Annotated in this window: 29 protein-coding genes; 16 read left to right on the top strand and 13 right to left on the bottom strand. The window is 71.9% G+C overall.

What is annotated here, in order from left to right; all coding sequences use genetic code 11:
* Positions 1–136: 136 nt before the first annotated feature.
* Together I8920_RS11225 and I8920_RS11220 are read right to left on the bottom strand one after the other, a co-directional pair.
* Positions 137–307 carry a hypothetical protein gene (locus I8920_RS11225; protein WP_017888559.1) on the bottom strand — a complete coding sequence of 57 codons (171 nt, stop codon included), beginning with the start codon at positions 305–307 and terminating at the stop codon, positions 137–139.
* 66 nt (positions 308–373) lie between these two features.
* Positions 374–922 (bottom strand): TetR/AcrR family transcriptional regulator, encoded by a 549-nt coding sequence (locus tag I8920_RS11220; RefSeq protein WP_198656417.1) that lies wholly within the window; start codon positions 920–922, stop codon positions 374–376.
* Positions 923–1,077: 155 nt separating this feature from the next.
* On the opposite strand from I8920_RS11220, the gene I8920_RS11215 reads away from it, so the two are divergent.
* From I8920_RS11215 to I8920_RS11195, 5 genes are all read left to right on the top strand, one after another.
* Positions 1,078–3,114: an aldo/keto reductase gene (locus I8920_RS11215; RefSeq protein ID WP_198656416.1), complete on the top strand. Its 2,037-nt coding sequence runs from the start codon at positions 1,078–1,080 to the stop codon at positions 3,112–3,114.
* Entirely contained in the window at positions 3,093–4,100 is a 1,008-nt protein-coding gene (locus tag I8920_RS11210) for a LacI family DNA-binding transcriptional regulator (RefSeq protein WP_198656415.1), read from the top strand. Before I8920_RS11215 ends, I8920_RS11210 begins: the two co-directional genes overlap by 22 nt.
* A 256-nt stretch (positions 4,101–4,356) precedes the next feature.
* The gene (locus I8920_RS11205) at positions 4,357–5,880 is read left to right on the top strand and encodes an MFS transporter (RefSeq protein WP_198656414.1); all 1,524 of its coding nucleotides are present in this window, start codon (positions 4,357–4,359) and stop codon (positions 5,878–5,880) included.
* A 143-nt stretch (positions 5,881–6,023) separates the two neighbouring features.
* Positions 6,024–6,533, top strand: a complete 510-nt coding sequence (locus I8920_RS11200) for a flavin reductase family protein (RefSeq protein ID WP_198656413.1) — start codon at positions 6,024–6,026, stop codon at positions 6,531–6,533.
* Between the two features lie 44 nt (positions 6,534–6,577).
* Positions 6,578–7,192: a superoxide dismutase gene (locus I8920_RS11195; protein ID WP_198656412.1), complete on the top strand. Its 615-nt coding sequence runs from the start codon at positions 6,578–6,580 to the stop codon at positions 7,190–7,192.
* A 131-nt stretch (positions 7,193–7,323) separates the two neighbouring features.
* Here the strand turns inward: I8920_RS11195 and I8920_RS11190 are convergent, their stop codons facing one another.
* Positions 7,324–7,899 carry a TetR/AcrR family transcriptional regulator gene (locus tag I8920_RS11190; RefSeq protein WP_198656411.1) on the bottom strand — a complete coding sequence of 192 codons (576 nt, stop codon included), beginning with the start codon at positions 7,897–7,899 and terminating at the stop codon, positions 7,324–7,326.
* Between the two features lie 142 nt (positions 7,900–8,041).
* Here I8920_RS11190 and I8920_RS11185 point away from each other — a divergent pair, with 142 nt between their 5' ends.
* Entirely contained in the window at positions 8,042–9,013 is a 972-nt protein-coding gene (locus I8920_RS11185) for a carbohydrate kinase family protein (protein ID WP_198656410.1), read from the top strand.
* Between the two features lie 34 nt (positions 9,014–9,047).
* On the opposite strand, the gene I8920_RS11180 is transcribed toward I8920_RS11185, so the two are convergent.
* The 5 genes from I8920_RS11180 to upp form a co-directional block, all read right to left on the bottom strand.
* Positions 9,048–10,484, bottom strand: a complete 1,437-nt coding sequence (locus tag I8920_RS11180) for a serine hydrolase domain-containing protein (protein WP_198656409.1) — start codon at positions 10,482–10,484, stop codon at positions 9,048–9,050.
* Positions 10,481–11,830 (bottom strand): cryptochrome/photolyase family protein, encoded by a 1,350-nt coding sequence (locus tag I8920_RS11175; RefSeq protein WP_198656408.1) that lies wholly within the window; start codon positions 11,828–11,830, stop codon positions 10,481–10,483. The genes I8920_RS11180 and I8920_RS11175 overlap by 4 nt, the downstream gene beginning before the upstream one ends.
* The gene (locus I8920_RS11170; protein ID WP_225559036.1) at positions 11,827–12,339 is read right to left on the bottom strand and encodes a MarR family winged helix-turn-helix transcriptional regulator; all 513 of its coding nucleotides are present in this window, start codon (positions 12,337–12,339) and stop codon (positions 11,827–11,829) included. The genes I8920_RS11175 and I8920_RS11170 overlap by 4 nt, the downstream gene beginning before the upstream one ends.
* A 256-nt stretch (positions 12,340–12,595) precedes the next feature.
* Positions 12,596–13,363, bottom strand: a complete 768-nt coding sequence (locus tag I8920_RS11165; RefSeq protein WP_198656407.1) for a winged helix-turn-helix domain-containing protein — start codon at positions 13,361–13,363, stop codon at positions 12,596–12,598.
* A 504-nt stretch (positions 13,364–13,867) separates the two neighbouring features.
* The gene (gene upp, locus I8920_RS11160; RefSeq protein ID WP_111041054.1) at positions 13,868–14,503 is read right to left on the bottom strand and encodes a uracil phosphoribosyltransferase; all 636 of its coding nucleotides are present in this window, start codon (positions 14,501–14,503) and stop codon (positions 13,868–13,870) included.
* A gap of 76 nt (positions 14,504–14,579) precedes the next feature.
* Here upp and I8920_RS11155 point away from each other — a divergent pair, with 76 nt between their 5' ends.
* Positions 14,580–15,014: a nucleoside deaminase gene (locus I8920_RS11155; RefSeq protein WP_198658732.1), complete on the top strand. Its 435-nt coding sequence runs from the start codon at positions 14,580–14,582 to the stop codon at positions 15,012–15,014.
* Here the strand turns inward: I8920_RS11155 and I8920_RS11150 are convergent.
* Positions 14,995–15,951 (bottom strand): cation diffusion facilitator family transporter, encoded by a 957-nt coding sequence (locus I8920_RS11150; protein ID WP_198656406.1) that lies wholly within the window; start codon positions 15,949–15,951, stop codon positions 14,995–14,997. The two genes, I8920_RS11155 and I8920_RS11150, sit on opposite strands and share 20 nt — an antisense overlap.
* Before the next feature lie 63 nt (positions 15,952–16,014).
* On the opposite strand from I8920_RS11150, the gene proC reads away from it, so the two are divergent.
* On the top strand, positions 16,015–16,845 hold the full coding sequence (gene proC / locus I8920_RS11145; protein ID WP_198656405.1) for a pyrroline-5-carboxylate reductase: 831 nt from the start codon (positions 16,015–16,017) through the stop codon (positions 16,843–16,845).
* 85 nt (positions 16,846–16,930) lie between these two features.
* Here the strand turns inward: proC and I8920_RS11140 are convergent, their stop codons facing one another.
* Together I8920_RS11140 and I8920_RS11135 are read right to left on the bottom strand one after the other, a co-directional pair.
* Positions 16,931–17,626: a potassium channel family protein gene (locus I8920_RS11140; RefSeq protein ID WP_225559035.1), complete on the bottom strand. Its 696-nt coding sequence runs from the start codon at positions 17,624–17,626 to the stop codon at positions 16,931–16,933.
* Positions 17,619–19,052, bottom strand: a complete 1,434-nt coding sequence (locus tag I8920_RS11135; RefSeq protein WP_198656404.1) for a TrkH family potassium uptake protein — start codon at positions 19,050–19,052, stop codon at positions 17,619–17,621. Before I8920_RS11135 ends, I8920_RS11140 begins: the two co-directional genes overlap by 8 nt.
* 75 nt (positions 19,053–19,127) lie before the next feature.
* On the opposite strand from I8920_RS11135, the gene I8920_RS11130 reads away from it, so the two are divergent.
* From I8920_RS11130 to I8920_RS11110, 5 genes are all read left to right on the top strand, one after another.
* Complete coding sequence (locus I8920_RS11130; RefSeq protein ID WP_198656403.1) at positions 19,128–19,679, top strand: ArsR/SmtB family transcription factor; 552 nt, start codon at positions 19,128–19,130, stop codon at positions 19,677–19,679.
* A gap of 100 nt (positions 19,680–19,779) precedes the next feature.
* Complete coding sequence (locus I8920_RS11125; protein ID WP_022902482.1) at positions 19,780–19,974, top strand: helix-turn-helix domain-containing protein; 195 nt, start codon at positions 19,780–19,782, stop codon at positions 19,972–19,974.
* A 109-nt stretch (positions 19,975–20,083) separates the two neighbouring features.
* Positions 20,084–20,182 carry a 30S ribosomal protein bS22 gene (locus tag I8920_RS11120; RefSeq protein WP_003792170.1) on the top strand — a complete coding sequence of 33 codons (99 nt, stop codon included), beginning with the start codon at positions 20,084–20,086 and terminating at the stop codon, positions 20,180–20,182.
* A 105-nt stretch (positions 20,183–20,287) separates the two neighbouring features.
* On the top strand, positions 20,288–20,542 hold the full coding sequence (locus I8920_RS11115; RefSeq protein WP_198656402.1) for a glutaredoxin family protein: 255 nt from the start codon (positions 20,288–20,290) through the stop codon (positions 20,540–20,542).
* Positions 20,539–20,832 (top strand): Dabb family protein, encoded by a 294-nt coding sequence (locus tag I8920_RS11110; RefSeq protein ID WP_198656401.1) that lies wholly within the window; start codon positions 20,539–20,541, stop codon positions 20,830–20,832. Before I8920_RS11115 ends, I8920_RS11110 begins: the two co-directional genes overlap by 4 nt.
* A gap of 86 nt (positions 20,833–20,918) precedes the next feature.
* Here I8920_RS11110 and aspS read toward each other — a convergent pair whose 3' ends face one another.
* Positions 20,919–22,259, bottom strand: coding sequence for an aspartate--tRNA(Asn) ligase (aspS, locus tag I8920_RS11105; protein ID WP_198656400.1), 1,341 nt, complete (start codon positions 22,257–22,259; stop codon positions 20,919–20,921).
* 172 nt (positions 22,260–22,431) lie between these two features.
* Between aspS and I8920_RS11100 the strand changes: the two genes are divergently transcribed.
* Positions 22,432–22,770 (top strand): hypothetical protein, encoded by a 339-nt coding sequence (locus I8920_RS11100; protein WP_198656399.1) that lies wholly within the window; start codon positions 22,432–22,434, stop codon positions 22,768–22,770.
* Positions 22,767–22,994: a hypothetical protein gene (locus I8920_RS11095; RefSeq protein WP_198656398.1), complete on the top strand. Its 228-nt coding sequence runs from the start codon at positions 22,767–22,769 to the stop codon at positions 22,992–22,994. The genes I8920_RS11100 and I8920_RS11095 overlap by 4 nt, the downstream gene beginning before the upstream one ends.
* On the opposite strand, the gene I8920_RS11090 is transcribed toward I8920_RS11095, so the two are convergent.
* On the bottom strand, positions 22,971–23,345 hold the full coding sequence (locus I8920_RS11090) for a MerR family transcriptional regulator (protein WP_198658730.1): 375 nt from the start codon (positions 23,343–23,345) through the stop codon (positions 22,971–22,973). The genes I8920_RS11095 and I8920_RS11090 overlap by 24 nt on opposite strands.
* Positions 23,346–23,414: 69 nt before the next feature.
* Between I8920_RS11090 and I8920_RS11085 the strand changes: the two genes are divergently transcribed.
* Positions 23,415–24,908: a SulP family inorganic anion transporter gene (locus tag I8920_RS11085; protein WP_198656397.1), complete on the top strand. Its 1,494-nt coding sequence runs from the start codon at positions 23,415–23,417 to the stop codon at positions 24,906–24,908.
* Positions 24,909–24,933: the final 25 nt, after the last annotated feature.

The raw sequence follows: 24,933 nt of genomic DNA, 5'->3' as shown, positions 1-24,933 counted from the left end.
CACGCGCGGTCTCCCGCGTCCTCGGGGAGCGCGGACCCACGCACGACGCACGACACCCGGCGCACGACACCCGACTGACGACGCAGAACGGCCCCGCACCTCGACGAGGTACGGGGCCGTTCGTGGTGCGTGACGGTCAGCGCTTGCCGAACACGTGGATCGGCAGGAAGAACGAGAGGCTCATCAGGAGCACGCCGGCCATGAAGACGAAGGCCTGGCCCGACTCGACCTGGAAGGCGAACCCGAACAGGTACATCGACACCAGCAGCAGCAGGATCGAGAAAACAGCGGCGATGACGCGGCCCACGGGATACCTCCGGGTGTCGACGAGTGGATCGTCGCCCAGTCTATCCCCAGGAGCGGGGGCAGCGGTTCACGCGCCCGGTCGGGTCGCGATCAACCGGTCGACGACGGCGAGCAGCGCCTCCATGTCGACGGTCCCGCGCTTGGGTCGGACCTCGCTGGCGGCACCGAGCGAGGCCTGGTGGTAGAGCCCGTCACCGAGCAGCTTGACGGCCTGTGCGGTCGGCTCGTCACCGAGGGCGTCGACGAGGGTCGCGAGCCACGCGTTCTCGGTGTCGTCGAGCGTCCGACCGGCCTCCTCGTGCCCGGCCTGCTGCAGTCGGCTCGCCGCCAGCAGGGCGAGGTCGAGCTCGCTGCCGACGAACAGGCAGTTGCGGACGAAGTAGCGCGCTGCGCCGTCCTCGGCCTCGCGCATGCGCTCGACGTCGATCGCGGACAGGTCGGAGAGCCGCTCGCAGAGTCCCTCGACCAGGGCCGCCTTCGACCCGAAGTGGTACAGCAGGCCACCCTTCGAGACACCGGCGCGCGCGGCGACGGCGTCGAGGGTGGCGGGACGCTCGCCCTCCTCGCACACGATGGCGACGAAGCTGTCGAGGACACGGTCGCGGGCACTGGCCATGCGGAGAGTCTAGGAGCACTTCCGGACGCCGCGGCCCCCGTGACGACGCGCCGCACCGTGAACGCTCACGGACCGCTGCCCGACCATTGCCCTCCCCGCTGGTGCACGCTAGCGTCGACGCGACCGTGAAGGTTCACGAGACGACAAGGATCCGCATGTCAGCGCAGACGGCGAACACCGCCACCACCACGACCTCCCCCACCACGGACCGTCCCGGATGGGCGGTCCTCGGCCCCGGCAGCATCGCCCGACGGTTCCTGTCCCAGCTCCCGGCGAGCAACGGGGTGCTCGTCGCGGCGGGCAGCTCGGCGCCCGAGCGTGCCCGGGCGTTCGCCGACGAGGCCGCTGCGTCCGGCACCACCGGGGTCACGGCGGGCACCTACGACGAGGCCCTCGCCGACCCGCGGGTGGACGCCGTCTACGTGTCGACCGTGCACACCGGGCACGCCCGGCTCGTGCTCGCCGCGCTCGAGGCCGGCAAGGCCGTGCTGTGCGAGAAGCCGCTCGCCGTGAACCACGGGACGGCGATGGCGCTCGCCGACGCAGCGCGCCAGGCCGGGCTGCCGCTCGTCGAGGCGTTCATGTACCGCTTCCACCCCCAGACCGCGGCCCTGCTCGACCTGGTGCGCGACGGTGCCGTCGGCGACGTCACCCACGTCGACGCGTCCTTCGCCTTCCGGGCGGGCGAGCGCACCGGGCGGCTGTTCGACGTCGACACCGCCGGCGGCGGCATCCTCGACGTCGGCGGCTACCCGGTGACCATGACGGCCGCGATCGTGCAGGCGGCCACCGGGGTCGCGGTCGCCGAACCCGTCGACCTCACCGCCACGGGCACCCTCGGCCCGACCGGCGTCGACGAGTGGACCGTCGCGCAGCTCACCTACCGGGGCGGCATCACGGCGTCCGTCCGCACCGGGGTCAGGGTGCAGGACGACAACGCCGTCACCGTGCACGGCACGCGCGGGCGCATCGTCCTCACCGACCCGTGGACGCTCGGTGACGACCCGACCATCGAGGTCCGCACCGTGGACGAGGACCCGCGCACGCTGTCCTTCGCCGGTGAACACCCCTACGCGCGTGAGGCCGACGCCACCACCGACGCACTGCGGGCCGGTACGGTCGAGGCGTCGCAGATGACCCTGGAGGAGACGCTCGCCACCGCCCGCACCCTCGACCGCTGGCGCGCCGCGATCGGCCTGCGCTACCCGTTCGAGGCCGAGACCGCCGACATCCCCACGGTGTCCGGCCGGCCGGTCACCGTGCAGGACGGCAACCCGATGCGGTACGGCGAGGTGCCCGGTGTGGGCAAGCGGATGTCCCGCCTGGTGATGGGCGTCGACAACCAGCCCGACCTGGCGCACGCCAGCGCGATCTTCGACCTGTTCGTCGAGCAGGGCGGCAACGTCTTCGACACCGGGTACGTCTACGGCGGGGGTGTGCTCGAGGGCCGACTCGGCAGGTGGATCCAGAACCGCGGCATCCGAAAGGACGTCGTCGTCATCACCAAGGGCGCTCACACCCCGTACTGCGACCCGGAGTCGCTGTCGCGCCAGCTGCTCGAGAGCCTGGAGCGCCAGGGCACCGACTACGCGGACATCTACATGATGCACCGCGACAACCCCGACATCCCGGTGGGGGAGTTCGTCGACGTCCTCGACGAGCATCGTCGCGCCGGCCGCATCCGGGTGTACGGCGGATCGAACTGGACCCCCGCCCGCTTCGACGAGGCGAACGCCTACGCCCGCGCCAACGGCAAGCACGGGTTCGAGGTCCTCAGCAACCACTTCGGCCTGGCCGAGGCGTACGACGTGCCGTGGGACGGCTGCGAGCACGCCACCGACGCCGCGTCGAAGGCCTGGCTCGAGGAGCGCCAGGTCCCGCTGCTGCCGTGGTCGTCGCAGGCCCGCGGGTTCTTCACCGGTCGGGCCCGGCCGGACGACACGAGCGACGCCGAACTCGTCCGCTGCTACTACAGCGACGAGAACTTCGAGCGGCTCCGTCGCGCGCGGGAGCTCGGCGAGCAGTTCGGCGTGCCGGCCACCGCGATCGCCCTGGCGTACGTGCTCAACCAGCCCTTCCCGACCTTCCCGCTGTTCGGACCGCGCACCATCGGCGAGGCCCGGTCCTCGATGTTGGGGCTCTCCGTCGACCTCACGCCCGAGCAGGTGGCATGGCTGGACCTCCGAGCCTGACCCCGGGCGGCCGCGCGACGATCATCGACGTCGCCGCGGCCGCCGGGGTGTCCCGGCAGACCGTCACCCGGGCCATGAACGGCATGCCCGGCATCAGCGCGGCGACCAAGGAGCGGGTACTGGCCGCCGCCGCCGCGCTCGACTACCGACCGTCCCGCTTCGGGCGCGGGCTCGTGACCGGTGGTGACCACCAGCTCGGGCTCGTCGTCAACGACCTGCGGAACCCGTACTCGCCGGCACTCGCGTCGGCGGTGCTCGGGCTGGCGGCGGGGCGCGGGTGGAACGTCATGCTCGCCGACGTCGGCCTGGCGAGCGACTCGGACCGGATGGTCGAGTCGCTCGGCGCGCAGACGGACGTCGTCATCGGCTACCTCGGCGCCCGCGCACCGGAGTGGATCGAGCGCCTCGGCTCGGTGCCGGTGGTGGAACTCGACCCGTCCGGCCCCGTCACCCGTGCCGCCGTCCGGATCGACCCGACCGCGGCGATCGAGGAGCTCGCCGACCACCTGGTCGCCGTCGGGGTGAAGCACCCCGTGGTCCTCGACGCGGCCGCGGACGGCACGCCGAGTCACCGTGGTGCCCGCATGGTCGAGTCGCTCCGACGCCGCGGGTACCTGCCGGAGCTGGTCGTCGCGGCAGCACCCACCGCCGAGGCCGGTGCGGAGCACACCACCCGGATCCTGGCGGAGCACCGGCGGGTCGACGCCGTCCTGGCGTTCAACGACGTGCTCGCGCTCGGCGTGCTCTCGGCCTGCCGCCGTGCCGGCGTCGACGTGCCCGGCGACGTCCGGGTCGTCGGTGTGGACGGCCTGGCGCTCGGGGAGCTCGTCGCCCCGACCCTGACGACCCTCGCGGTCGACCTGGACGAGGTCGCCCGACAGGCGCTCGACCTGGCCCTCGGGATGCTCGCGGGGGAGCTGCCGCGCTCCGGCGGCGCGGTCGAGCGCGTGGTGCGCCACCGCCTGCTGGTGCGGGAGTCGGCCTAGCCGCACCCACCGGCGGACGGGAGGCGCGGTGCCGGCCCGCACCGCGCCTCCCGTCCGTCACGTGGTGCGTCCGGACCGTCAGCGACGGGAACGGGTGACCAGGCGGGACCGGCGTGGTTGCAGTTGCAACCAAAACCGTCCAGACGGTACACTTACGGAGTCCTGACGGGACGCGTGTCCACTCCGCGTCCCGTCTCGTCTGCCCCACGTACCACCGCCGTCGACCCGGTCCGGCTCGAAGTCCCAGGAGTCCGCTGTGTCCGCACTGCTCACCAGCCCCGTCGCCACCCGCGTCACGGGCAGCCGCGCCCGACGCTTCCTCGCGCTCGCCGTGCTCATGCTGCCGGTCCTGCTCATCTCGGTGGACAACACCGTGCTGAGCTTCGCGCTGCCCTCGATCGCCCGGGCGCTCCGGCCGGACGCCACGACCCAGCTCTGGATCGTCGACGCCTACCCGCTCGTGCTCGCTGGCCTGCTCGTCGTGATGGGCAGCATCGGTGACCGCATCGGTCGGCGCCGGATCCTGGTGATCGGCGCGACCGGCTTCGCCCTGTTCTCGGTCGCCGCTGCCTTCGCGACCGACGCGTGGATGCTCGTCGCCGCCCGGGTCGCGATGGGCGTGTTCGGCGCGATGCTCATGCCGGCGACCCTGTCGATCATCCGCAACGTGTTCGTCGACGCGGGGGAGCGGCGGATGGCGCTCGCCGTCTGGTCGACGATGTTCGCCGCCGGCAACGCGCTCGGCCCGCTCGTCGGCGGCACCCTGCTCGCGCACTTCCACTGGGGCAGCGTCTTCATGGTGGCGGTGCCGATCCTCGTGCTCATGCTCGTCGCTGTGCCGTTCTGCGTGCCGGAGTCGCGTGACCCGATGCCCGGGCCGGTCGACGTGCCGAGCATGGTGCTGTCCCTCGGCGCCCTCGCCCCGACCGTGTGGGCGATCAAGTCCGTCGTGCACCCGGAGGAGCGCGGCCTCGCGATCGCGCTGCTCGCCGTCGGCGTGGTCTGCGGCATCGCGTTCGTGCGTCGGCAGTTGCGGTCCCGGACGCCGATGCTCGACCTGCGGCTGTTCCGCAGCACGGCCTTCACCGGCAGTGTGCTCATGAACCTGGCCGCGATGTTCTCGCTCACCGGGTTCCTGTTCTTCATCGCGCAGCACCTGCAGCTCGTCGCCGGCCTGGACCCGTTCGCCTCGGGTGTCGTACTCATCCCCGGCTCGGTGCTGACGATCGTCGCCGGTCTGGCGGTCGTGCCGGTCGTCGCCCGGGTGGCCCCGCGCTGGGTCGTGTCGGTGGCGCTGCTGTTCTCGGCGGCGGCCTACGCACTCGTCGCGGTGCTCGGCCACCACGCGTCGATCGCGGCGCTCGCCTTCGCGTTCGTCCTGCTCGGCATCGGCATCGGTGCGTCGGAGACGGTGACGAACGACCTCATCATCTCGACGGCACCGGCGGACAAGGCCGGCGCGGCCTCGGCGATGTCGGAGACGGCGTACGAGATCGGCGCCGTCCTCGGCACGGCGGTCCTCGGCACCATCCTGGCGACGGCCTACCGGTCGCACGTGGTGGTGCCCGACGGGTTGTCCTCGGCGGCGCACGTCGCGGCGCAGGAGACCCTCGGCGGTGCCGTGACGGCCGCCGGTCAGCTCGGCGGCGGCGCCGGGCAGGCGCTCCTGGAGTCGGCGCGGGCCGCGTTCGACTCGGGCGTCACCATCACCGCCGGGGTCGCCGCGGTGCTCATGGTCGTGGCGGCCGCTGGTGCCGTCGTCATGCTCAAGCGCCGCTGAGCGCCGCGCGCGGAGCCGTCCCACGGCACGCCCGGCCGCGTCCGAACCTGTGAATCGTTGACCTCAACCAGGGTTCAGGTCATACGTTGGGTGGCAGCCGCCGAGTGACGGCGACCCCTCCCGAAGGAACGACCACCATCACCATGCCCGACGAAGCACCGGCGACCATCGCCGACGCGTACAAGTCCGCGTTCCGCGCGCACCCTGCCGGTGTCGCCGTCATCACCGCCGAGGGCCCGGACGGCCCGACCGGCCTCACCGCGTCGAGCGTGGCCAGCGTCGCGGTCGACCCGCCGGTGCTGGTCTTCTCGCTGTCGACCAACTCCGGGTCGGCCGGCGTCGTGCTCGGTGCGCCGCTGTTCGTCGTGCACCTGGTCGACTCGCTCGGCGTCGGTCTCGCGAAGCGCTTCGCGAGCACCGGCAGCCCCGCCGCCGACGACCCGATCTGGGGGACGCTCCCGTCGGGAGACCGCTACCTGCCCAGCGCCGCCAGCGCCCTGCGCTGCCGTCCGCTGTCGACGACCCCCATCGGCAGCTCGACCGTCGTCGTCGCCGAGGTGCTCGACATCGTCGTCGGCGCCGACCGGGGCGAGCCGCTGGTCTACCACAACCGGGAATTCCACTCCCTCACCGATCGTTCCCGGCTCTCGTGAGCCGCGGAGCCCGCCGCCCAACCCACTGATCGAAAGGACCTCACATGGCTGAGTACACCCTGCCGGAGCTGCCGTACGACTACGCCGCACTCGAGCCGCACATCAGCGGCAAGATCATGCAGCTGCACCACGACAAGCACCACCAGGCCTACGTCACCGGTGCGAACACCGCGCTGCAGCAGCTCGGCGAAGCGCGCGAGTCGGGCAACTTCGGTGCGATCAACAAGCTCGAGAAGGACCTCGCGTTCCACCTCGGTGGCCACGTCAACCACTCGATCTTCTGGACCAACCTCGGCCCGGACACGAAGGTCCCGGAGGGCGAGCTCGCCGCCGCGATCGACGAGTTCTTCGGCTCGTTCGAGAAGTTCCAGGCGCAGTTCGCCGCCGTCGCCAACGGCATCCAGGGCTCCGGCTGGTCCGTGCTGGCCTGGGACGTCGTCGGCCAGAAGCTGACCACGTTCCAGCTCTTCGACCAGCAGGGCAACATCCCGTTCGGCCTGGTGCCGATCTTCATGCTCGACATGTGGGAGCACGCCTTCTACCTCGACTACCTCAACGTCAAGGCGGACTACGTCAAGGCCGTGTGGAACATCGTCGACTGGGAGAACGTGGCCGCGCGCTTCGCCAACGCGAAGTCGCAGCAGTTCGTCACGCTCTGATCGACGCGGGCGGGTCGCCACGGTGACCACCTGACGAACGGGAGGCACGGTGCCAGCTGGCACCGTGCCTCCCGTTCGTCGTGGGGGCGGTCGACGGCGCCGTGTGCCCGGCCGGGACGCGCGCGCCCGGGTCAGGCCGCGGCGAACGCGGAGCGCGCCGCCAGGTCGTGCGCGATCCGTCGCAGCGCGGCGTCCGTGTCGGCGTGCGCTCCGTCGACGACGGCGTTCCACTGCGCGCCCCTGGCCGTCATCACGGCGAACCGTGCCGCGCGGTCGGCTGCCGGGCCGTCGTAGCCGTGCGCGCGGCACCAGGCGGTGAGCGCCGCGACGTGTGCGCGGTGGAAGCGGCGCTGCCGGTCGCGGCCGCCCAGCGCCTCGACCGACCCCAGCTCGAAGGCGAGCCGGGCGGACAGTGCACGCTGTGGGTCGTCGAGCCCGCCGAACGTCGCGACGAGGTGGTCGGCGAGCGCTGCGCCGTCCGCCGACGGGTCCAGCGCGGACGCGGGCCAGCACGCCGCGAGGTGCTCGACGACGGCCTCGATGAGGCCGTCCCGCGAGCCGAAGTGGTAGACGATCGGGTACGCGCTCGTCCCGAGCACCCGGCCGAGGCTCCGGACCGACACGTCCTCGATGCGGGTGGTCGCGAGGTGCGCGGTGACCTTCTCGAGGATCGCGGGCTTGATCGTCGGATCGGGCTTCCTGGGCATGGCATCTCCGCGTCGTCGGTCGGCGATCAGTCTCCGTATGTTAGCAGCAGGAATATCAGCTCAGCACCGACTGTGCACGGAGCCGGGGCCGTTCGAGTGGCTCAAAACGGAGCAATACTCGGATCCGACTAGACTGTCCGGGATGTCCACGCCGCAGGGGGGCTCCGTGCCCGCGCCAGGTCCCGGGGACGCCCGTGCCGGACGGGCGGTCGCGGGGCGTCGTCGTGGCGCCGGCAAGCGCTTCCTGGTGGTCGGCGACGTGCTGGACGGGGTGCTCGTGCACACCGCCGCGCACCGGATCGGCGTGCACGACCCGACCGCGGTGATCCGGCACCGTCCGACCGGCGGCGGTGGCGACACGGCCGCGTGGCTCGGGTGGCTCGGCGCCGAGGTGGACGTCGTCGCACGGGTCGGGGTGGACGACGTCTACCGTCACGAGCGTGCCCTCGAGGACGCCGGCGTCCGTGCCCACCTGCGGTACGACGCGATGACCTCGACCGGGGTCGTGGTGTCGGTCCGGAACGACGACGGCCTGACCGCGATGACGGATCCGGCCGCGAGCGGACGGATCAGCGCCGAGGACGTCCCGCCGTCGCTCGTCGCCCGTGCCGACATCGTCCACCTGACCGGGGCGGCGATGCTCGGTGCGGGTGCCGATCGGCTCGCCGAGCTGGTGGCCTGCGCTCGGTCCGGTCCGGCGCGGGTGTCGGTCGACCCGTCTTCCGCCGTGGCGGTCGACGCCGTCGGCGCCGCGCGGTTCCTCGACGCCCTCGCCGGTGTCGACGTGCTGCTCCCGAACCGTCCCGAAGCGCTCGCACTGACGGGCGAGACCGACCTGGACACCGCGGTCCGCCGCCTGACGCAGGTCGTGCCGCTCGTCGTGGTGACGGCCGGGGCCGACGGTGCGCTCATCGGGCGACGGGGGAGGAGCGTGCACCGCGTGCCGGCCACCCCGGCGGCCGTCGTGGACACCGTCGGCGCGGGTGACGCCTTCGCCGCCGGCTTCGTGCGGGCCTGGGCGACCGATCCGGTGCGGGTCGGGGCCGCCGCGCAGGAGGGCACCCGGGTCGCCGCGCGCGCACTCGGGGTCGTGGGCGGTCGGCCGCCGGTCTGAACCGCTGCCGCGGGTGCCGGGGACGAGCCCGCGCTCAGCGCTCGGTCGGCTCGGGCTCGACGGTCAGGGTCTGCACGAGCCCCGCCGCCGACGGAGCCAGCCGGATCTCGACCCGCAGTCGGCCGCACGAGCCCGGCACCCACCAGCGCAGGTGCGACGGCGCCGAGGAGGACTCGGCGACCGGGTCGGCACCGAGGTCGGCGCCGACGGCCGCGACGGCCTGCGCCACCGCCCGGCGACGGCGCTCGTAGGGCACGTCCATCGCGACGTTCGGCGTGCAGATCGCGTCGGCCAGGTCGTCACGCCAGTCCCGCAGCAGGCCGGTCACCGCCGCCTGCGCCGCACGCGTCGCGGACACCGTCGTCGCCGGGCCGCCGAGGACCCCGGTCGAGCCCGTCGCGGAGTCGAGCACGAGGTCGTGGGCCTGCTGCGCGGCGACGGACACCTTCGCCTGCGTGGCGTTCTCGAACGCGACGACCCCGATGCCGTCACGGACCGACCACCGCATGTGGGCCGAGAAGCCCGGGTAGCCGCCGGAGTGCGACACGAGTTCGCCGAAGCGGTCGTCCTGCTCCACGAACACCCCGAACCCGTACGCCGTCGGCCGGGTCGAACCCGGGACCACGGTGGTCGGCACCACCCGCATCGCCTGCTGCAGCAGACGCCGGTCGGCCGGGGACACCGGGCCGGGCTCCGGCGACGCCGTGAACGCCGACGCCAGGTGCGTCGCCCACCGCGCGAGGTCGCGGACCGTCGAGAACAGGCCGCCGATCGGTGAGAAGGCGCCCGGTCCGGTCAGCGGGAGCGGCTCCCAGGTGCCGTCGTACGGGCGGAACCCGGTGACGACGTGTCCGCGGGCCTCGTCGGCGCGGAACACGGTGTCCGTCAGTCCGAGTGGTCGGAGCACGGTCTCGCTGGCGACCTGGGTGTAGGGGCGTCCCGTCACCACGGCGACCACCCGCCCGAGCAGCGCGTACGCCAGGTTCGAGTACGCGAACCGCGTGCCGGGGACGGAGTCGAACAGCAGTCCACCGCGCAGCACGTCGTCGAGCTCGTCGTCGGTGATCGACTCCTGCCGATCGGCCCACGCGTCGTCCGTCGGGAAGCCCGCCGACATCGTCAGCAGCATGCGCACCGTCGGTACGGGGGAGTCCGGCGTCGGCAGGGGCACGGCGCGGAAGGCCGGCACGAAGTCGGTGACGGGGGCGTCGAGGTCGAGCGCGCCGTCGGCGACGAGTGTCATCAGGGTCGCGGCGGTCACGCTCTTCGTGCACGAGGCGATCCGGTAGACCGTGTCGGCGTCGGGGCTGCGGCCGTCACCGCGATCGCCGTGGCCGCCCGACGCCACCAGGCCGCTCCGGTCGAACACACCCCACGCGCTGCTCGGTGCGACGCCGCGTTCGACGCGCTCGCGGAAGACGGCCTCGACCTGCTCGACGACCGCGGTGGGGAAGGCGGATCCGGCGGTCACGACCGGCGCATCGTCTCGTAGGCGTCGAGCGCTCGCTGCCGCGTGGCCTTGAGGTCGAGCATGGGCTCCGGGCGGTCCTCGTCGGCGGGCACCCACCGGCGCACGTACTCACGGTGCGGATCGAAGCGCTCGAGCTGCCGGTCCGGGTTGAACACCCGGAAGTACGGGGCGGCGTCGAACCCGGACCCGGCGACCCACTGCCAGTTCGCGGCGTTGTTCGCGGAGTCGGCGTCCACCAGGGTGTCCCAGAACCACTGCTCGCCCACCCGCCAGTCGACGAGCATGTTCTTGACGAGGAAGCTCGCGGTCGCCAGGCGGACCCGGTTGTGCATCGCGCCGGAGTGCCACAGCTCGCGCATCCCGGCATCGACCAGGTCGAACCCGGTGGTGCCGGTGCGCCAGCGGTCGACCTCGGCGTCCGGTGCGTCCCGCCACGGGAACGCGTCGAACTGGCGGCGCACGTTCACCGTGGTGATGTCCTCGCAGTGGAAGTACTCGTTCCAGTTGAACTCGCGCCAGGCGAGCTGGCGCAGGAACGCGGCGGCGTTCCGCCGCTGCTCCGGTTCGAGCTGCCCGTGCAGTCGGTGCCACACCTGGTACGGGCTGACCTCGCCCCAGCGCAGGTGCGGGGACAGGTCGCTCGTGGCCGCCATGGCGGGTTCGTCCCGCTGGTCGTAGTCCTCGAGCGCGTGGGTCACGAAGTGTTCGAGTCGCTCGTGGGCGCCCTGCTCGCCCGGTCGCCATGCCTCGCGCAGGCCACCGGCCCAGTCGGGGTGCGTCGGCAGCAGGTCCCAGGCGTCGAGGTCGTCACTCGCGACGCTCGCCGGGGCAGGGAGCTCGTCGGGGTCCGGCAGCGGGTGCCGTGGCTCGGGCATCGCCTGCGCCGCGCGCCAGAACGGGGTGAAGACCTTGAACGGTTCGCCCTGCCCGGTGAGCACGGTCCACGGTTCCCAGAGCAACGTGGCGGCGAAGCTGTGGGCCTCGATCCCGCGGTCGTGCAGCGCGCTCTTGATGCCGGCGTCGACCGTGCGCTCCGCCGGTCCGTACCGACGGTTCCAGAACACCGCGTCGGCATCGGTGTCGGCGACGAGGGCATCGATCGCCTGTGCGGCCGGGCCACGGCGGAGCACCAGGCGGGACCCGCGCTCGCGCAGTCCGGCGTCGAGCGACGTCAGCGAGTGGTGGAGCCACCACCGGCTGGCCGCACCGGCCGGTCGGACGCCGGGGGACTCGTCGTCGAGGACGTAGACCACCGTGACGTCGCCGCCGTGGTCGATCGCCGCCCGGAGCGCCGGGTTGTCCGCGAGCCGCAGGTCGTCGCGGAACCAGACCAGTGCGCCGGTCACACCGCGGCCGTGTCCCGCTCGGCGACCGCGCGTGCGGCCGGACGGCGCCCCTGGTCGGCACCGGCCGCCAGGCGGAGCTTCGTGCAGAGTTCGGTCAGGGTCCGCAGCTCGGGGTCGGACAGGCCGGCACCCACCTGTCGGGCGATGCTCGCGGCGTGCTGCACCGCGACCTGGCGGTAGACGTCGAAGCCGTGCGGGGTCAGCGCGACGATCACCCCGCGGGCGTCAGTCGGGTCCGGCTGCTTCTCGACGATCCCGCGGGCCTGCAGACGGTCGACCAGGCGGCTGACGCTCGGCTGGGTCAGGAGCAGGTGGCCGGTCAGGTCGCGCATGCGGCACCGACGGCCGGGCTGGGTCGACAGGTTGAAGCAGACGTCGTACTCGTTGAACGAGATCTCGTCGCCGGGGAAGTCGGCGTTGAGACTCCGCATCACGGCGACCTGGGCGCGGAACAGCGCTTCCCAGGCGGCGACGGCGGTCGCCTTGTCACTGCGGCGTGTCTCGGTCACGGTCGCGATCCCTCCGGTCGTACGGTCTGTCCACACTACCGACGGGGGTCCGACAGGGGCTGCCGACATGCACGAGGGCCGGTCACCTGACGGCGACCGGCCCTCTCCCTTGCACCAAGAGTTTCCTGCAATCACATTCCGCAGCCGGTGCCACAGCAAACACCGTCTGCACCGCCGACTGTATAACGAGCGGGTAACGGCGCGCCAGCCTCTCCCGCTGCTGTTCGCTGCGAGTTCGCCGAGACCGCGCTGACCGTCAGAACAGGTCGGGTGACGGGGTGGACGCGTAGCGGACCGCGACGTCGGCGTGCCGGTCGAACCGGTAGCCGACGCCCCGGACCGTGCGCACGATCTCCTCGAAGGCACCGAGCTTCGAACGGAGCCGCCGCACGTGCACGTCGATCGTGCGCTCGTTCGGGGTCTCGTCCTCGCCGTCCGACCACAGCCCCTCGATGATCGCGGACCGGTCGACGGTCTGCCCCTCGCGGAGCACCAGGAACTGCAGGAGCTCGAACTCCTTGAAGGTCAGCGGGGCGGCCTCGCCGTCGAGCGTCACGCGCTTGCGGGAGATGTCGATGACGACCCCGGTCTCCTCGGGCTCGGGCTTGTCCGCCTGCTTGCGGGCGGCGACGGCGGAGCGGTCCTGCAGGGCGAGCCGGACGACGTCGACGTCGCGCCCACCGGACTGCTCGGCGGCGACCGCGACGGCGGCGTACGTCTCGGCGGACGGCACGAGCTGCGCCGTGAGCGCCTTCAGCTGCTCGACGACGGCTGCCAGGGTCGTGCCGGCTGCCGCGGCCTTGGCCTCGTCGAGCCCGACGTAGAGCGCGAAGCCGCGCGCCTCGGTGCCCTCGGGCAGCCCGCGGTTGCGCTGCGGGGCCACGACGGGGCTCGTCGGCACGGTGGACGGACCGGCCGCCGGCGTGGTCGGACGCGGACGGATCGGGGTGACCGTCCCGAGGTCGGTGGAGACGGGGGCTGCGCTGCGGAGCACGGTGCGGGGCTGGGCGATGGTGAGCGACATGGTGGTCCTCCGGGCGGTGACCGGGCGCGGGGTGGCGCGGGCGGTCGGTGTCGAATGCGTCATCCCGGGTACGGCGGTACGCCGATGCCCTGCGGTCCTGCTGCGGACCGGGGCCGACCCGGGGGAACGGGAGACAGACCTCGTGACGTGGTGCGCGTCGCCGACGGTGTCCGTCACCCGGGGATCACGCGCTCGCGACGGGGATGGTGTCGCGGGGGATCCGGCTGGAACGGGTGCCGATCAGGCACACATTCGACAACGCATGACGGCGACCGGCATCATCATGCCGGCAGTCCCCTGTGCCTCGGTGAGGACGCGGGCGGACACGGTTGCAGTCATGGCACGAGTATGGGTGGGATACCAGCGCGGTGTCAACCGTCCGCACGGACGGTCGGGCACAGCGCGCCGGGTTCCGGACAGTGCCCTGGGACCGACGGGAGGCACGGTGCCAGCTGGCACCGTGCCTCCCGTTCGTCAGGTGGTCGCTGACGCGACCCGGGCCGGCTACTCGGCCAGGCCGTACAGGCGGTCGCCGGCGTCGCCCAGACCGGGCACGATGTACCCGTTCTCGTCGAGCTTCTCGTCGAGGGCCCCGAGCACGATCGAGACGTTGCGGTCGCCCACGGCCTCCTCGACCATGGCGAGCCCCTCGGGTGCGCCGAGGATGCACACGCACGTGACCTCTTCGGCCCCACGGGCGAACAGGAAGTCGATCGCGGCGGCGAGGGTGCCACCCGTGGCCAGCATCGGGTCGAGCACGAAGCACTGGCGGCCGGACAGGTCGTCGGGCAGGCGCTCGGCGTAGGTCTGCGGCTCGAGGGTCTCCTCGTTGCGGGCCATGCCCAGGAACCCGACCTCGGCCGTGGGGACGAGCTTGACCATGCCCTCGAGCATGCCGAGGCCGGCACGCAGGATCGGCACGACGAGCGGACGCGGCTTCGCGATCGCGACGCCCATGGTGTGCGCGACGGGCGTGTCGATCGGCGTGGCGGTCACGCGGACGTTGCGGGTGGCCTCGTAGGCCAGCAGCGTGACGAGCTCCTCGGTGAGGGCGCGGAACGTGGGGGAGGGTGTGGTCCGGTCGCGGAGCACCGAGAGCTTGTGGGTGATGAGCGGGTGGTCGGCGACGTGGACTCGCATAGGGTCGAGCCTAGCGTGCCGCCGACCGTCAGGAGGTCCCGTGGAGGAGCCCGCAGCCCGCCCGTTCGTCCCGGCGATGGAGCGTGCACTCGACGAGGCCCGGCGGTGCCTGGACACCGACGACGTCCCGGTCGGCGCGGTGGTGCTCGACCGTGACGGCGTCGTCGTCGCCACCGGCCGGAACGAGCGCGAGGCCCGCCAGGACCCGACGGCCCACGCCGAGGTGCTCGCGCTGCGGGCCGCGGCGGCCGTGACGGGGGACTGGCACCTCGAGGAGCACACGCTCGTGGTCACGCTCGAACCGTGCCCGATGTGCGCCGGCGCCGTCATGGCCGCACGGGTGCCCCGGGTCGTGTTCGGCGCGTGGGACCCGAAGGCCGGTGCCAGCGGCAGCGTCTACGACATCGCCAGGGACCGCCGGCTGCCGCACCGGTCCGAGGTCGTCGGCGGCGTGCTCGAGGCCGCGTGCGCCGAACTGCTCGACGACTTCTTCAGTCAGCGGCGAGGATGACGATCGCCTCGGTCGGCGGCTGCGGCCCGGTGCGCAGGACGTCCGGCTCGACGTAGATCACGCGGGCGATCGGCACGGCACTCCGGACACGCTCTTCGACGGTGTCGATGCCGGCGGCGACGTCACCGAGACGGCGGTCGCCGTCGACCGCGACCTTCACGCCGACCATCAGCTCGTCGGGGCCCAGGTACAGGGTCTTCAGGTGGATGATCTCGTCGACCTCGGGACCGTCGAGCACGGCGCGCTTGATCCGTTCGACGTCGGCCGCGCTCGCTCCCTCGCCGACGAGCAGGCTCTTCGTCTCGATGCCGAGCACCACGGCGACGGCGATGAGCAGCGCCGCGATGAACATCGTGCCGACGGCGTCGAACACGCCGTTGCCGGTCAGGGCCGTCAGCCCGACGCCGAACAGGGCGAAGACGAGGCCGAGCAGGGCCGCGGTGTCCTCGAGCATGACGACGGGGAGCTCGGGGGCCTTCGCCCGGCGGACGAACTGCACCCAGCTCTGCGAGCCCTTCTGCGGTCGGGCCTCACGCAACGCGGTCCGGAGCGAGAAGCCCTCGAGGCCGATCGCGATGACGAGCACGGTGAGGGGCAGCCACCAGTTCTCGAGGGGGTGCGGGTGGGTGAGCTTCTCGATGCCCTCGTACAGCGAGAAGACGCCGCCGACCGAGAACAGGATGATCGACACCACGAAGGCGTACACGTAGCGCTCCCGGCCGTAGCCGAACGGGTGCTCCTGGTCCGCCGCGCGTCGGGCCTTCCGGCCACCGAGCAGGAGCAGGAGCTGGTTCGCGGAGTCGGCCAGGGAGTGCACGCCCTCGGCCAGCATCGACGCGGATCCGCTGATCGCCGCCGCGATGAACTTCACGATCGCGATGCCGATGTTGGCACCGAGTGCGGCGAAGATCGCCTTCGTGCCTCCCGAAGCGCTCACAGGTGTCCCTCCTCGTGGTCTGCGACACGATCCTAGGCGGGCGGCGTCGGTAGGGTCGGGAGCATGACGATCGACCTGCCCCGCACCGCCCTGCTCGGGGTCGGCTCCATGTCCGGCGCGGTCCTCGACGGCCTGCTCGCCGCCGGACTCGACCCGGCCACCGTGACCCTGACCACGAAGTCGGAGCAGTCCGCGGCGGCCCTCCGCGACCGCGCGCTCACCGCCACCGCGAGCGACACCGACCCCGACGCCAACCGGGCGGCGGTCCGTGGGGCGGCACTCGTGGTGCTCGGCGTGAAGCCGTACGTGATCGCGGACCTGCTCGACGAGGTCGCCGGTGACCTGGAGCCCGGTGCCGTCCTGGTCAGCGTGGCCGTCGGCACCACCACCGCGAGCATGGAGGCACGGCTGCCGGAGGGCGTCCGTGTCGTCCGCGCACTGCCGAACACCCCGATCGGCGTCGGGCACGGTGTCACCGGCATCAGTGCCGGCGCCTCGGCCGACGCCGAGGCCGTCGCGCTCGCGTCGTCGGTGTTCACCGCCTCGGGTGAGGTCATCGAGGTGCCCGAGTCGCAGCTCGACGCGCTCTCGGCCGTCTCGGGCTCCGGCCCCGCGTACGTCTTCCTGCTCGTCGAGCAGTGGCAGCGCGCCGCCGAGGAACTCGGCTTCACGCCCGACCAGGCGGCGACGATGGTGCAGGGCACCGTGCGCGGCGCGGTCGAGCTGCTGGAGCGGTCCGGCCGTGCGCCCGCCGACCTCCGCCGTGCAGTGACGAGCCCGAAGGGCACGACGGAGCGTGCCGTCGCGGTGCTGCAGGACGCCGACCTGGCGGACACGCTGTTGCGCGCGTCGCGCGCCGCGATCGCGCGTGCCGAGGAGATCGCCGCGTCGTAGACGCACCCCGAGGCGGACAGGAGGCCCGTGGCGACGCTGCCACGGGCCTCCTGTCCGGCCCTGGTCGCGACCCGGGCCGCGCTCGCTACTCGTAGGCGGCGAAGCGCTCCAGGTCGGTCTCCGACCCCGAGACGATGATGACGTCGTCCTCGCCGATGATGCTCTCCGGGGTAGCCGGCACGAACGGGCTGCCGGGCGGCTTGATGCCGAGCACCGTGAGGCCGAAGCGCGTGCGGATCACCGTCGTCGCCAGGTCCTTCCCGCGTACCGCCCGCGGCGGGAACATCTTGACCACGGCGAAGTCGTCGTCGAACTCGATGAAGTCGAGCATCCGACCGGACACCAGGTGGGCCGTCCGCTCGCCGGCCTCGCGCTCCGGGTACACGACGTGGTTCGCCCCGATGCGGGACAGGATCGTGCCGTGCGACCGGCTGATGGCCTTCGCCCAGATCTGCGGGATGCCGAGGTCGACCAGGTTGGCGGTGATGAGCACGCTGGACTCCAGGTCGCTGCCCGTGCCGACCACCGCGATCGCGAAGTCCTGCGCGCCGATCTGCCGGAGCGCGTCGATGTCGGTCGCGTCGGCCTGCACCGCGTGGGTGACGCGGTCGGACCACTTCTGCACGAGACCGGGGTCGGTGTCGACGACCAGGACCTCGCGGTCCTGCCGCTCGAGCTGCCCGGCGGTCGCCGCGCCGAACCGACCGAGGCCGATCACCAGCACCGGGGCGTCGTGACTGATCGCACCGAGCGGGTGCGGCGGACGGGTGCGGTCAGCCAACGATCGGCCTCTCCTCGGGACGACGGAACAGTTGCCGGCTCTGGCTGGCGGCCAGTGCAGCGGCGATGGTCACTGTACCGACCCGGCCGAGGAACATGGTCGCGGCGAGCACGTACTTGCCGGACTCCGGCAGGTCCGCGGAGACGCCGGACGACAGGCCGCACGTCGCGAACGCCGAGATCACCTCGAACAGCACGCGGTCGAGCGAGTCGTCGGTGATCTGCAGGAGCACGACGGTCGCGACGGCGACGATCGTGGCGCCCCACAGCACGACCGCGACGGCGACGCGCAGGACGTCGCTCGGGACCCGACGGCCGAAGGCCTCCATGCTCTGGCGTCCGCGGGCCTCGGCGACCGCCGCGAGGAACAGCACCGCGAGCGTCGTCACCTTGATGCCGCCGGCGGTCGACGCCGAGCCACCACCGATGAACATGAGCATGTCCGTGACGAGCAGGCTCGAACCGTTCAGTTGGTCGAAGTCGACGAGCGAGAAGCCGCCGGACCGCGTCATCGTCGACAGGAACAGGGCCTGGAACGCCGTGCGGCCCGCTCCTTCCTCGCCGAACGTCGTCGGGTTCGACGCCTCGAGCGCGATGTAGGCGGCCATCCCGCCGAGCAGCAGCACGGCGCTGGTGGCCAGGGTGAGCTTGACGTGGATCGGCCACCGTCGGGGCGTCCGGAACTGCTTCGTCACGGCGCGGATCACCGGGAAGCCGATCGACCCCGCGACGACGCCCACCATGAGCAGCGAGAGGAACCAGTAGTCGTGCGCGAAGGGGTCGAGCCCGTCGGCGTTCGGCGAGAAGCCGGTGTTCGTGAACGCCATGGCCGCGTAGTAGAACGAGTCGCCGACGGCGGTCCAGAACGGGATGCCCGCCAGCAGGACCGACGGCAGGAGGAGCAGCCCGAGCACGATCTCGATCGTCAGCGTGCTCACCGCGACCGTCGCGAGCAGCGTGCCGACCTCGCCGAGGCGCACCGCCTGCCCCTCCGGCACGGCACCGTGGTGCGTCCGGAGCGGGTTCGAGTCGCCGGCCGCCATCAGCTTCGCCCGGAGCCCGAGGCGGCGCGTGACGAAGAGCCCGAGGATCGACGCGAAGGTCAGGACGCCGACCGCGCCGATCTGCGTGCCGATCACCACGAGGGTCTTGCCGAACACCGACCAGTGCGTGGCCATGTCCACCGTCGCCAGCCCGGTGACGCAGACCACCGACGCGGCGGTGAACAGGGCGTCCGAGAAGTGGGTGCCGGACCCGTCGGCCGAGGCCCACGGGGTCATGAACAGCACGGTGAACAGGAAGATCAGGGCGATGAACACCAGGATCGCCAGTCGTGACGGCGACGATCGGAGCACGGTGGCGACGCGTCCGACCCGTCGGCGGCTGGCGCTCACGCGGTGCGCGGGCGGCTCGGTTCGGTCGAGCATGCGGATGCCTCCGAGGACAGGGGCCGGGACGGTTCGACATGGTACATCCGTGGTGCCCCGGCTAGCCTTGCCACCATGGCCGACATCTTCTCCGTCGTGGCGGACCCCACCCGGCGTGAGCTGCTCGGGACCCTGCTCGCCGCCTACGGATCGGACGTCACGGGCGGCGAACTCAGCGTCGGCCAGCTGGTCGCGCGCCTCGGGGTGAGCCAACCGACGGTGTCGAAGCACCTGCGGGTCCTGCGCGACATCGGGCTCGTGACGAGTCGCGAGGAGGGCCAGCACCGCTTCTACCGGCTCGACCCGGAACCGCTCGTCCAGCTGGAGGAGTGGGTGCTGCCGTTCACGACCGCGGTCGACGCCGACGGCCGACCGGCCACGACCGCCTGGACGCCGGACGGGCAGCCGGTGTCGGTCCGACGCTCGGGCGCGGCGGGCACGACCACGGTCGAGGTCGGCACGGAGCTCGGCCGGGTGATGGCCGAGGCGTCCTTCCGGGCGACCGCCGCGATCTCCGGCGCGCAGCAGGGGTGGGAGCGCGTGGTCGACCGCAGCCGCAAGCGGTTCACGCGTCGTGGCGACGAGGACGGACCCCGCGACGCGGACCGGGCGCAGGGCACGGACTGATCCTGGACACCGGCTCGCGCGCCCATCTACAGTTGCCACAGACCACACGGGTCACACCACTCCCGTACGCAGGCGCGTGCGAGCTCGGCGAAGGCGGATCATGACCGGCAGTTTCGACGACGTGCGCTTCCTCACCGTCGCGGAGGTTGCCGAGATGATGCGCGTCTCGAAGATGACCGTCTACCGCATGGTGCACGCCGGTGAGCTCCCCGCGATCCGGTTCGGGCGGTCGTTCCGCGTGCCGGAGTCGGCCGTCGCCGACGTGCTGCGCGGCGGGATCGCCGACGTCGGCTGACCGCGCGTTCGACATCGCAGCGGGCAGCCGGTAGGATCGGGCAGGTTGATTTTCCGCGGTCTCTTCGGCCCGGTGTCCGTACATCAGCATCAGTCCGAGCGAGGTCCACATGGGTTCTGTCATCAAGAAGCGTCGCAAGCGCATGGCGAAGAAGAAGCACCGCAAGCTCCTTCGCAAGACGCGTCACCAGCGCCGCAACAAGAAGTAGACCGAACACGGTCTACGCAGGTCGGAGGACCTGCACGAGAAGCCCCGGTCCGCCGGGGCTTTTTCCGTTCCCGGGCGTCGGACGGCACCGGGCTACGCTGGGGGCATGCCAGCAGTGACCTTCCTGACGAAGCCCGGATGCCACCTCTGCGACGACGCCCGCCCCGTCGTGGAACGCGTCGTGGCCGACCACCCCGGCGTCACGATCGAGGAGCGCTCGATCCTGGACGACGACGCCCTCCGCCTCGAGTACGCGGAGGACATCCCCGTCGTGCTGGTCGACGGGCGCGTCCACAGCACCTGGCACGTCGACGCCGACCGACTCGCCCGCGCACTCGAGCAGGCGGAGGCCCGCGCATGATCTCGCACGTCGTCTCCTGGTCCCTGCGCGAGGACCTCGACCGCGCCGCGTCGATCGCGCGCATCCGCGAGCTGCTGACCGGCCTGGTCGGCACGATCGACGCGATCCGCACGCTCGAGGTCGTCGAGAACGTCGCCTACCCCGACAAGAACCACGACGTCGCCGTCGTCGCGACGTTCGACGACCTCGCGGGGCTCGACGCGTACCAGGTGCACCCGGACCACCAGGCCGCGGCAGCGGAGATCCGCGAGTTGGTCACGGCGCGGGCCGCCATCGACTGGCGGAGCTGAGCCGGGCCTCCTGTCCCGTCGCTCCGTGAGCAGAAGACGCCGCCTCCGGAACTCGGAGGCGGCGTCTTCTGCTCGTTCGCCGGTGACTACGGGGTCAGGCGCGTCGGGCCGCGGAACAGGTACGTGACCTCGCGGATCGACGGCTCACCGAGCATGAGCATCAGCACGCGAGCCAGGCCCATGCCGAAGCCACCGTGCGGCGGGACGCCGTAGCGGAAGAAGTCGAGGTACCAGCCGAGCTCCTCCGGGTCGAGGCCCTTCTCGACGGCCTGCGCCTCGAGCACGTCGACGCGGTGCTCGCGCTGGGCACCCGTGGAGATCTCGGCGCCGTTGAAGATGAGGTCGTAGCTGTTGGTGACCGACGGGTCGCCCGGCTTGCGCATGTGGTAGTACGGCCGGATCGAGGCGTCGTACTCGGTGACGAAGACGAACTCCGAGCCGTGCGTCTCCTTGGCCCAGGCGGCGACGCGGCGCTCACCCTCGGGGTCCAGGTCGCCGTCGGCACGGACGACGTCGTAGCCGCTGTCCGCCACGATCTTGCGGGCGTCGGCCAGGGTCACGCGGGGGAACGGCGTCGCGGGGACCTGCAGCTCGAAGCCGAAGACCTCCTCGATGTCCTTGCCGTACTTCTCCTTGACGGCGGTGATGCCGGCGACCAGGACCTCTTCGTGCATCGCCATGACGTCCTCGTGGGACTCGATCCACGAGAACTCGGCGTCGACGCTCGTGAACTCGGTCGCGTGACGGCTCGTGAAGGAGGGGTCGGCACGGAACGCGTCGGCGATCTCGAAGACGGCACCGAAGCCGGCCGGCTGCGCCATCTGCTTGAAGTTCTGCGGCGACTGCGCCAGGTAGGCGGTCGTCTCGAAGTACTCGAGCTGGAAGAGCTCGGCACGGGACTCCGACGCCGAGGCCATGAGCTTCGGGGTGTGGATCTCGATGTAGTCGCGGTCGACCCAGTACGTGCGGAACGCGTGCTCCAGCGTGGTCTGGATGCGGAAGATGAGGTTCTGCTTGCGGTTGCGCAGGTCGAGGAAGCGCCAGTCGAGGCGCTTGTCGAGCGAGGAGTCGTCGGCGATCGGGGTCTCCGGGATCGCCGCGCTGACGACCTGGAGCGAGCCGATCTTGACCTCGAGCCCGCCGAGCTTGACGCGCTCGTCGTGCTTGAGCGTGCCGGTGGCGTGCACGAAGGTGCCGTGCGCCAGGCCGGAGATCTCGTTGGTCGTCGCGAGCGCGACCTGTGCGGCGTCGTCGCCGTCCTCGGCCTCGCGCGTCGCCGGGTTCACGAGCTGGACGGCGCCGGACTCGTCGCGCAGCACGACGAACTGCACCTTCTTCTGGTCTCGGACGGTCTCGACCCATCCGGCCACGGAGACGGGGCCGTCGGGGAGGGCTGCCAGGTCGGCGATGCGGGTGCGTTCGATCACGGTGGTCGAGTCTACCGGCCTGCGTCCGGCGGCGTCGGTCCGTCTCCTCATCCCTCCACAGGGCGGCTCGCCTGTCGTGTCGTCCACCGGCTGGCCGGGAGGCCCGTGGCGGCGTGCTCGGGCTCCGTAGCGTTCTCGACGTGGCCGGGTCGCGGGACGAGAGGGGGACCGGGTGGGGACGGGGACGGGGGAGCTCGCGGCCTGGCCGCCGGCGGCGGTGGCGGTGGTCGTCGCCGCGTTGTGCACGGCGTGCTTCACGGTGCTGGTGGCGGTCGTCGGTGGGCTGTGGGCGGTCGTCCGGTGGCGTCGGGACGTCGCGCGGGAACAGCGCGATCGGGCCTGGGCGCGGTTCGTCTGGACGGTCGACCACGTCACGGACGCGGACGTGGGTCGCGCCGAGATCGGGAGACTCGTCGCGGCAGCGATGTACAACATGCAGATCCTTCGCGAGGCCGACGAGGTCATCGGCAAGCTCGTGCTGGAACTGGTGACGGAAGAGGAGCAGACATGACGCAACAGGACCCGGTGAAGGCCTTGTTCGCGCGGCGGGACGAGGAGTGGAAGGCGAACGTGCGTCGGCGGCACCGGTTCCGGCCGTGGCGGGCACGTCGGGTGATCGCCGAGCACGATCGGCTGCGCGAGATGATGGCGGAGATGGCCGAGGCCAAGCGGGAACGCAGTCGCCTCGTCGCGGCCGGCGTGCTCGACGGCTCAGGGGAGCGACGCGCGGAGTGACCCCAGGGTGCCGATGAACTCCTCGGCCATCCCGGCCCGCTCGACGAGCTTCGCGTGCCGGGCCCGGGCGTCGGCGAGCCACTCGTCGAGACGTGCCGCCAGGGCCGGAGCGCCGTCGGGGTCCTTCGTGGCGAGGGCGTCCACGACCCGGAGCAGCTCGGCCATCTCGTCGAGCGTGAACCCGAGCGGCTTCATGCGGCGGATGACGAGCAGGCGTTCGAGGTCCTGCGCCGTGTACACCCGGAACCCGCCCGTGGTCCGGCCGCTCGGTACGAGCAACCCGACCTCGTCGTAGTGCCGGATGGTGCGCAGGGACATGCCGGCGCGGTCGGCGAGTTCGCCGATGTGCATCGTGTCGGGGACGTCGCTGGTGCTCACGGTGCGCAACTCTACTCTCACGTGAGGGTAGAGTTCACGACGATGTCCGTGATCACCCACGCGCCGACGGCCCCGAGCGTCCTCGCCGCCCTCCGCTCTCCCCGCATGCTCACCCGCGAGGTCCTGGCCGGTGTCGTCACCGCGCTCGCCCTCATCCCCGAGGCCATCTCGTTCTCGGTCGTGGCCGGCGTCGACCCGGCCGTCGGGCTCTTCTCGAGCGTGATCATCGCGATCGTCATCTCGATCGTCGGCGGCCGACCGGCGATGGTGTCCGCGGCAGCCGGGTCCGTCGCGCTCGTCATCGCACCGCTCGTCCGCGAGCACGGCATCGAGTACCTGGTCCCCGCGGTCGTGCTCGGCGGGGTGTTCCAGCTCGTGCTCGGGTTCCTCGGTGTCGCGCGGCTCATGCGGTTCATCCCGCGGAGCGTGAACGTCGCCTTCGTCAACGCGTTGGCGATCCTCATCTTCACCGCGCAGCTGCCGAACCTGCTCGGCGACGACGTCCCGTTCGTCGTCTGGCCGCTCACCGCCCTCGGCATCGCGATCATCGTCGGGTTCCCGTTCCTGACGAAGGCGGTCCCGGCGCCGCTCGTCGCGGTGGTCGTCATCACGGGGATCACGATGCTCTTCAGCATCGTCGTCCCGACGGTGGGTGACGAGGGCGAGCTGCCCACCGCGCTGCCCGGGTTCAACCCGATCGTGACGCCGTTCTCGCTCGAGACCCTGCAGATCATCGCGCCGTACGCCTTCGGCGTCGCGATCGTCGGACTCATCGAGACGCTGCTGACCGCGCAGCTCGTCGACTCGCTCACCGACACCGGGTCGAGCAAGTGGCGGGAGTCGTGGGGGCAGGGCGTCGCGAACATCGCGTCGGCGTTCTTCGGCGGCACCGGCGGCTGCGCGATGATCGGCCAGACGGTCATCAACGTGAAGACCGCCGGAGCCCGCACCCGGGTGTCGACCTTCGTGGCCGGCGCCTCGGTGCTCGTGCTCACGATCGTCCTGCACGACCTCGTCGCCCAGATCCCCATGGCCGCCCTGACGGCCGTGATGCTCATGGTCTGCGTCGCGACGTTCGACTGGCACAGCGTCCGACCGCGCACCCTGCGCCGGATGCCCCTCGGCGAGACCGCGGTGATGCTCATCACCGTCGTGGTGGTCGTCGTCACCGAGAACCTCGCGACCGGGGTGCTGGTCGGCGTGGTCGTGGCGGCCCTGGTCTTCGCCCGCCGCGTGGCGCACGTCGTCGAGGTCGTCCGCGAGCCGGTCGACGACCGGACCGTGCGGTACCGCGTCCGCGGCGCCCTGTTCTTCGCCTCGTCGAACGACCTCGTCACCCGGTTCTCGTACGCCGACGACCCGGAGCACGTGGTCATCGACATGTCCGACGCGCACGTCTTCGACGCCTCGACCGTCGCCGCGCTCGACGGCGTGGAGCAGCGCTTCGCCAGGCACGGCTCCACCGTCGAGGTGGTCAACCTCAACACCGGTTCGGTGGCCATCCACGGGCGGCTCTCCGGTGAGCTCGGCGGCTGAGCGCTTCCGCATCCGGTGAATCCCC

This window comes from Curtobacterium sp. YC1 (genome assembly GCF_016267665.1).
Lineage (GTDB): Bacteria > Actinomycetota > Actinomycetes > Actinomycetales > Microbacteriaceae > Curtobacterium.
This window is presented reverse-complemented; position numbering and strand designations above follow the sequence as displayed.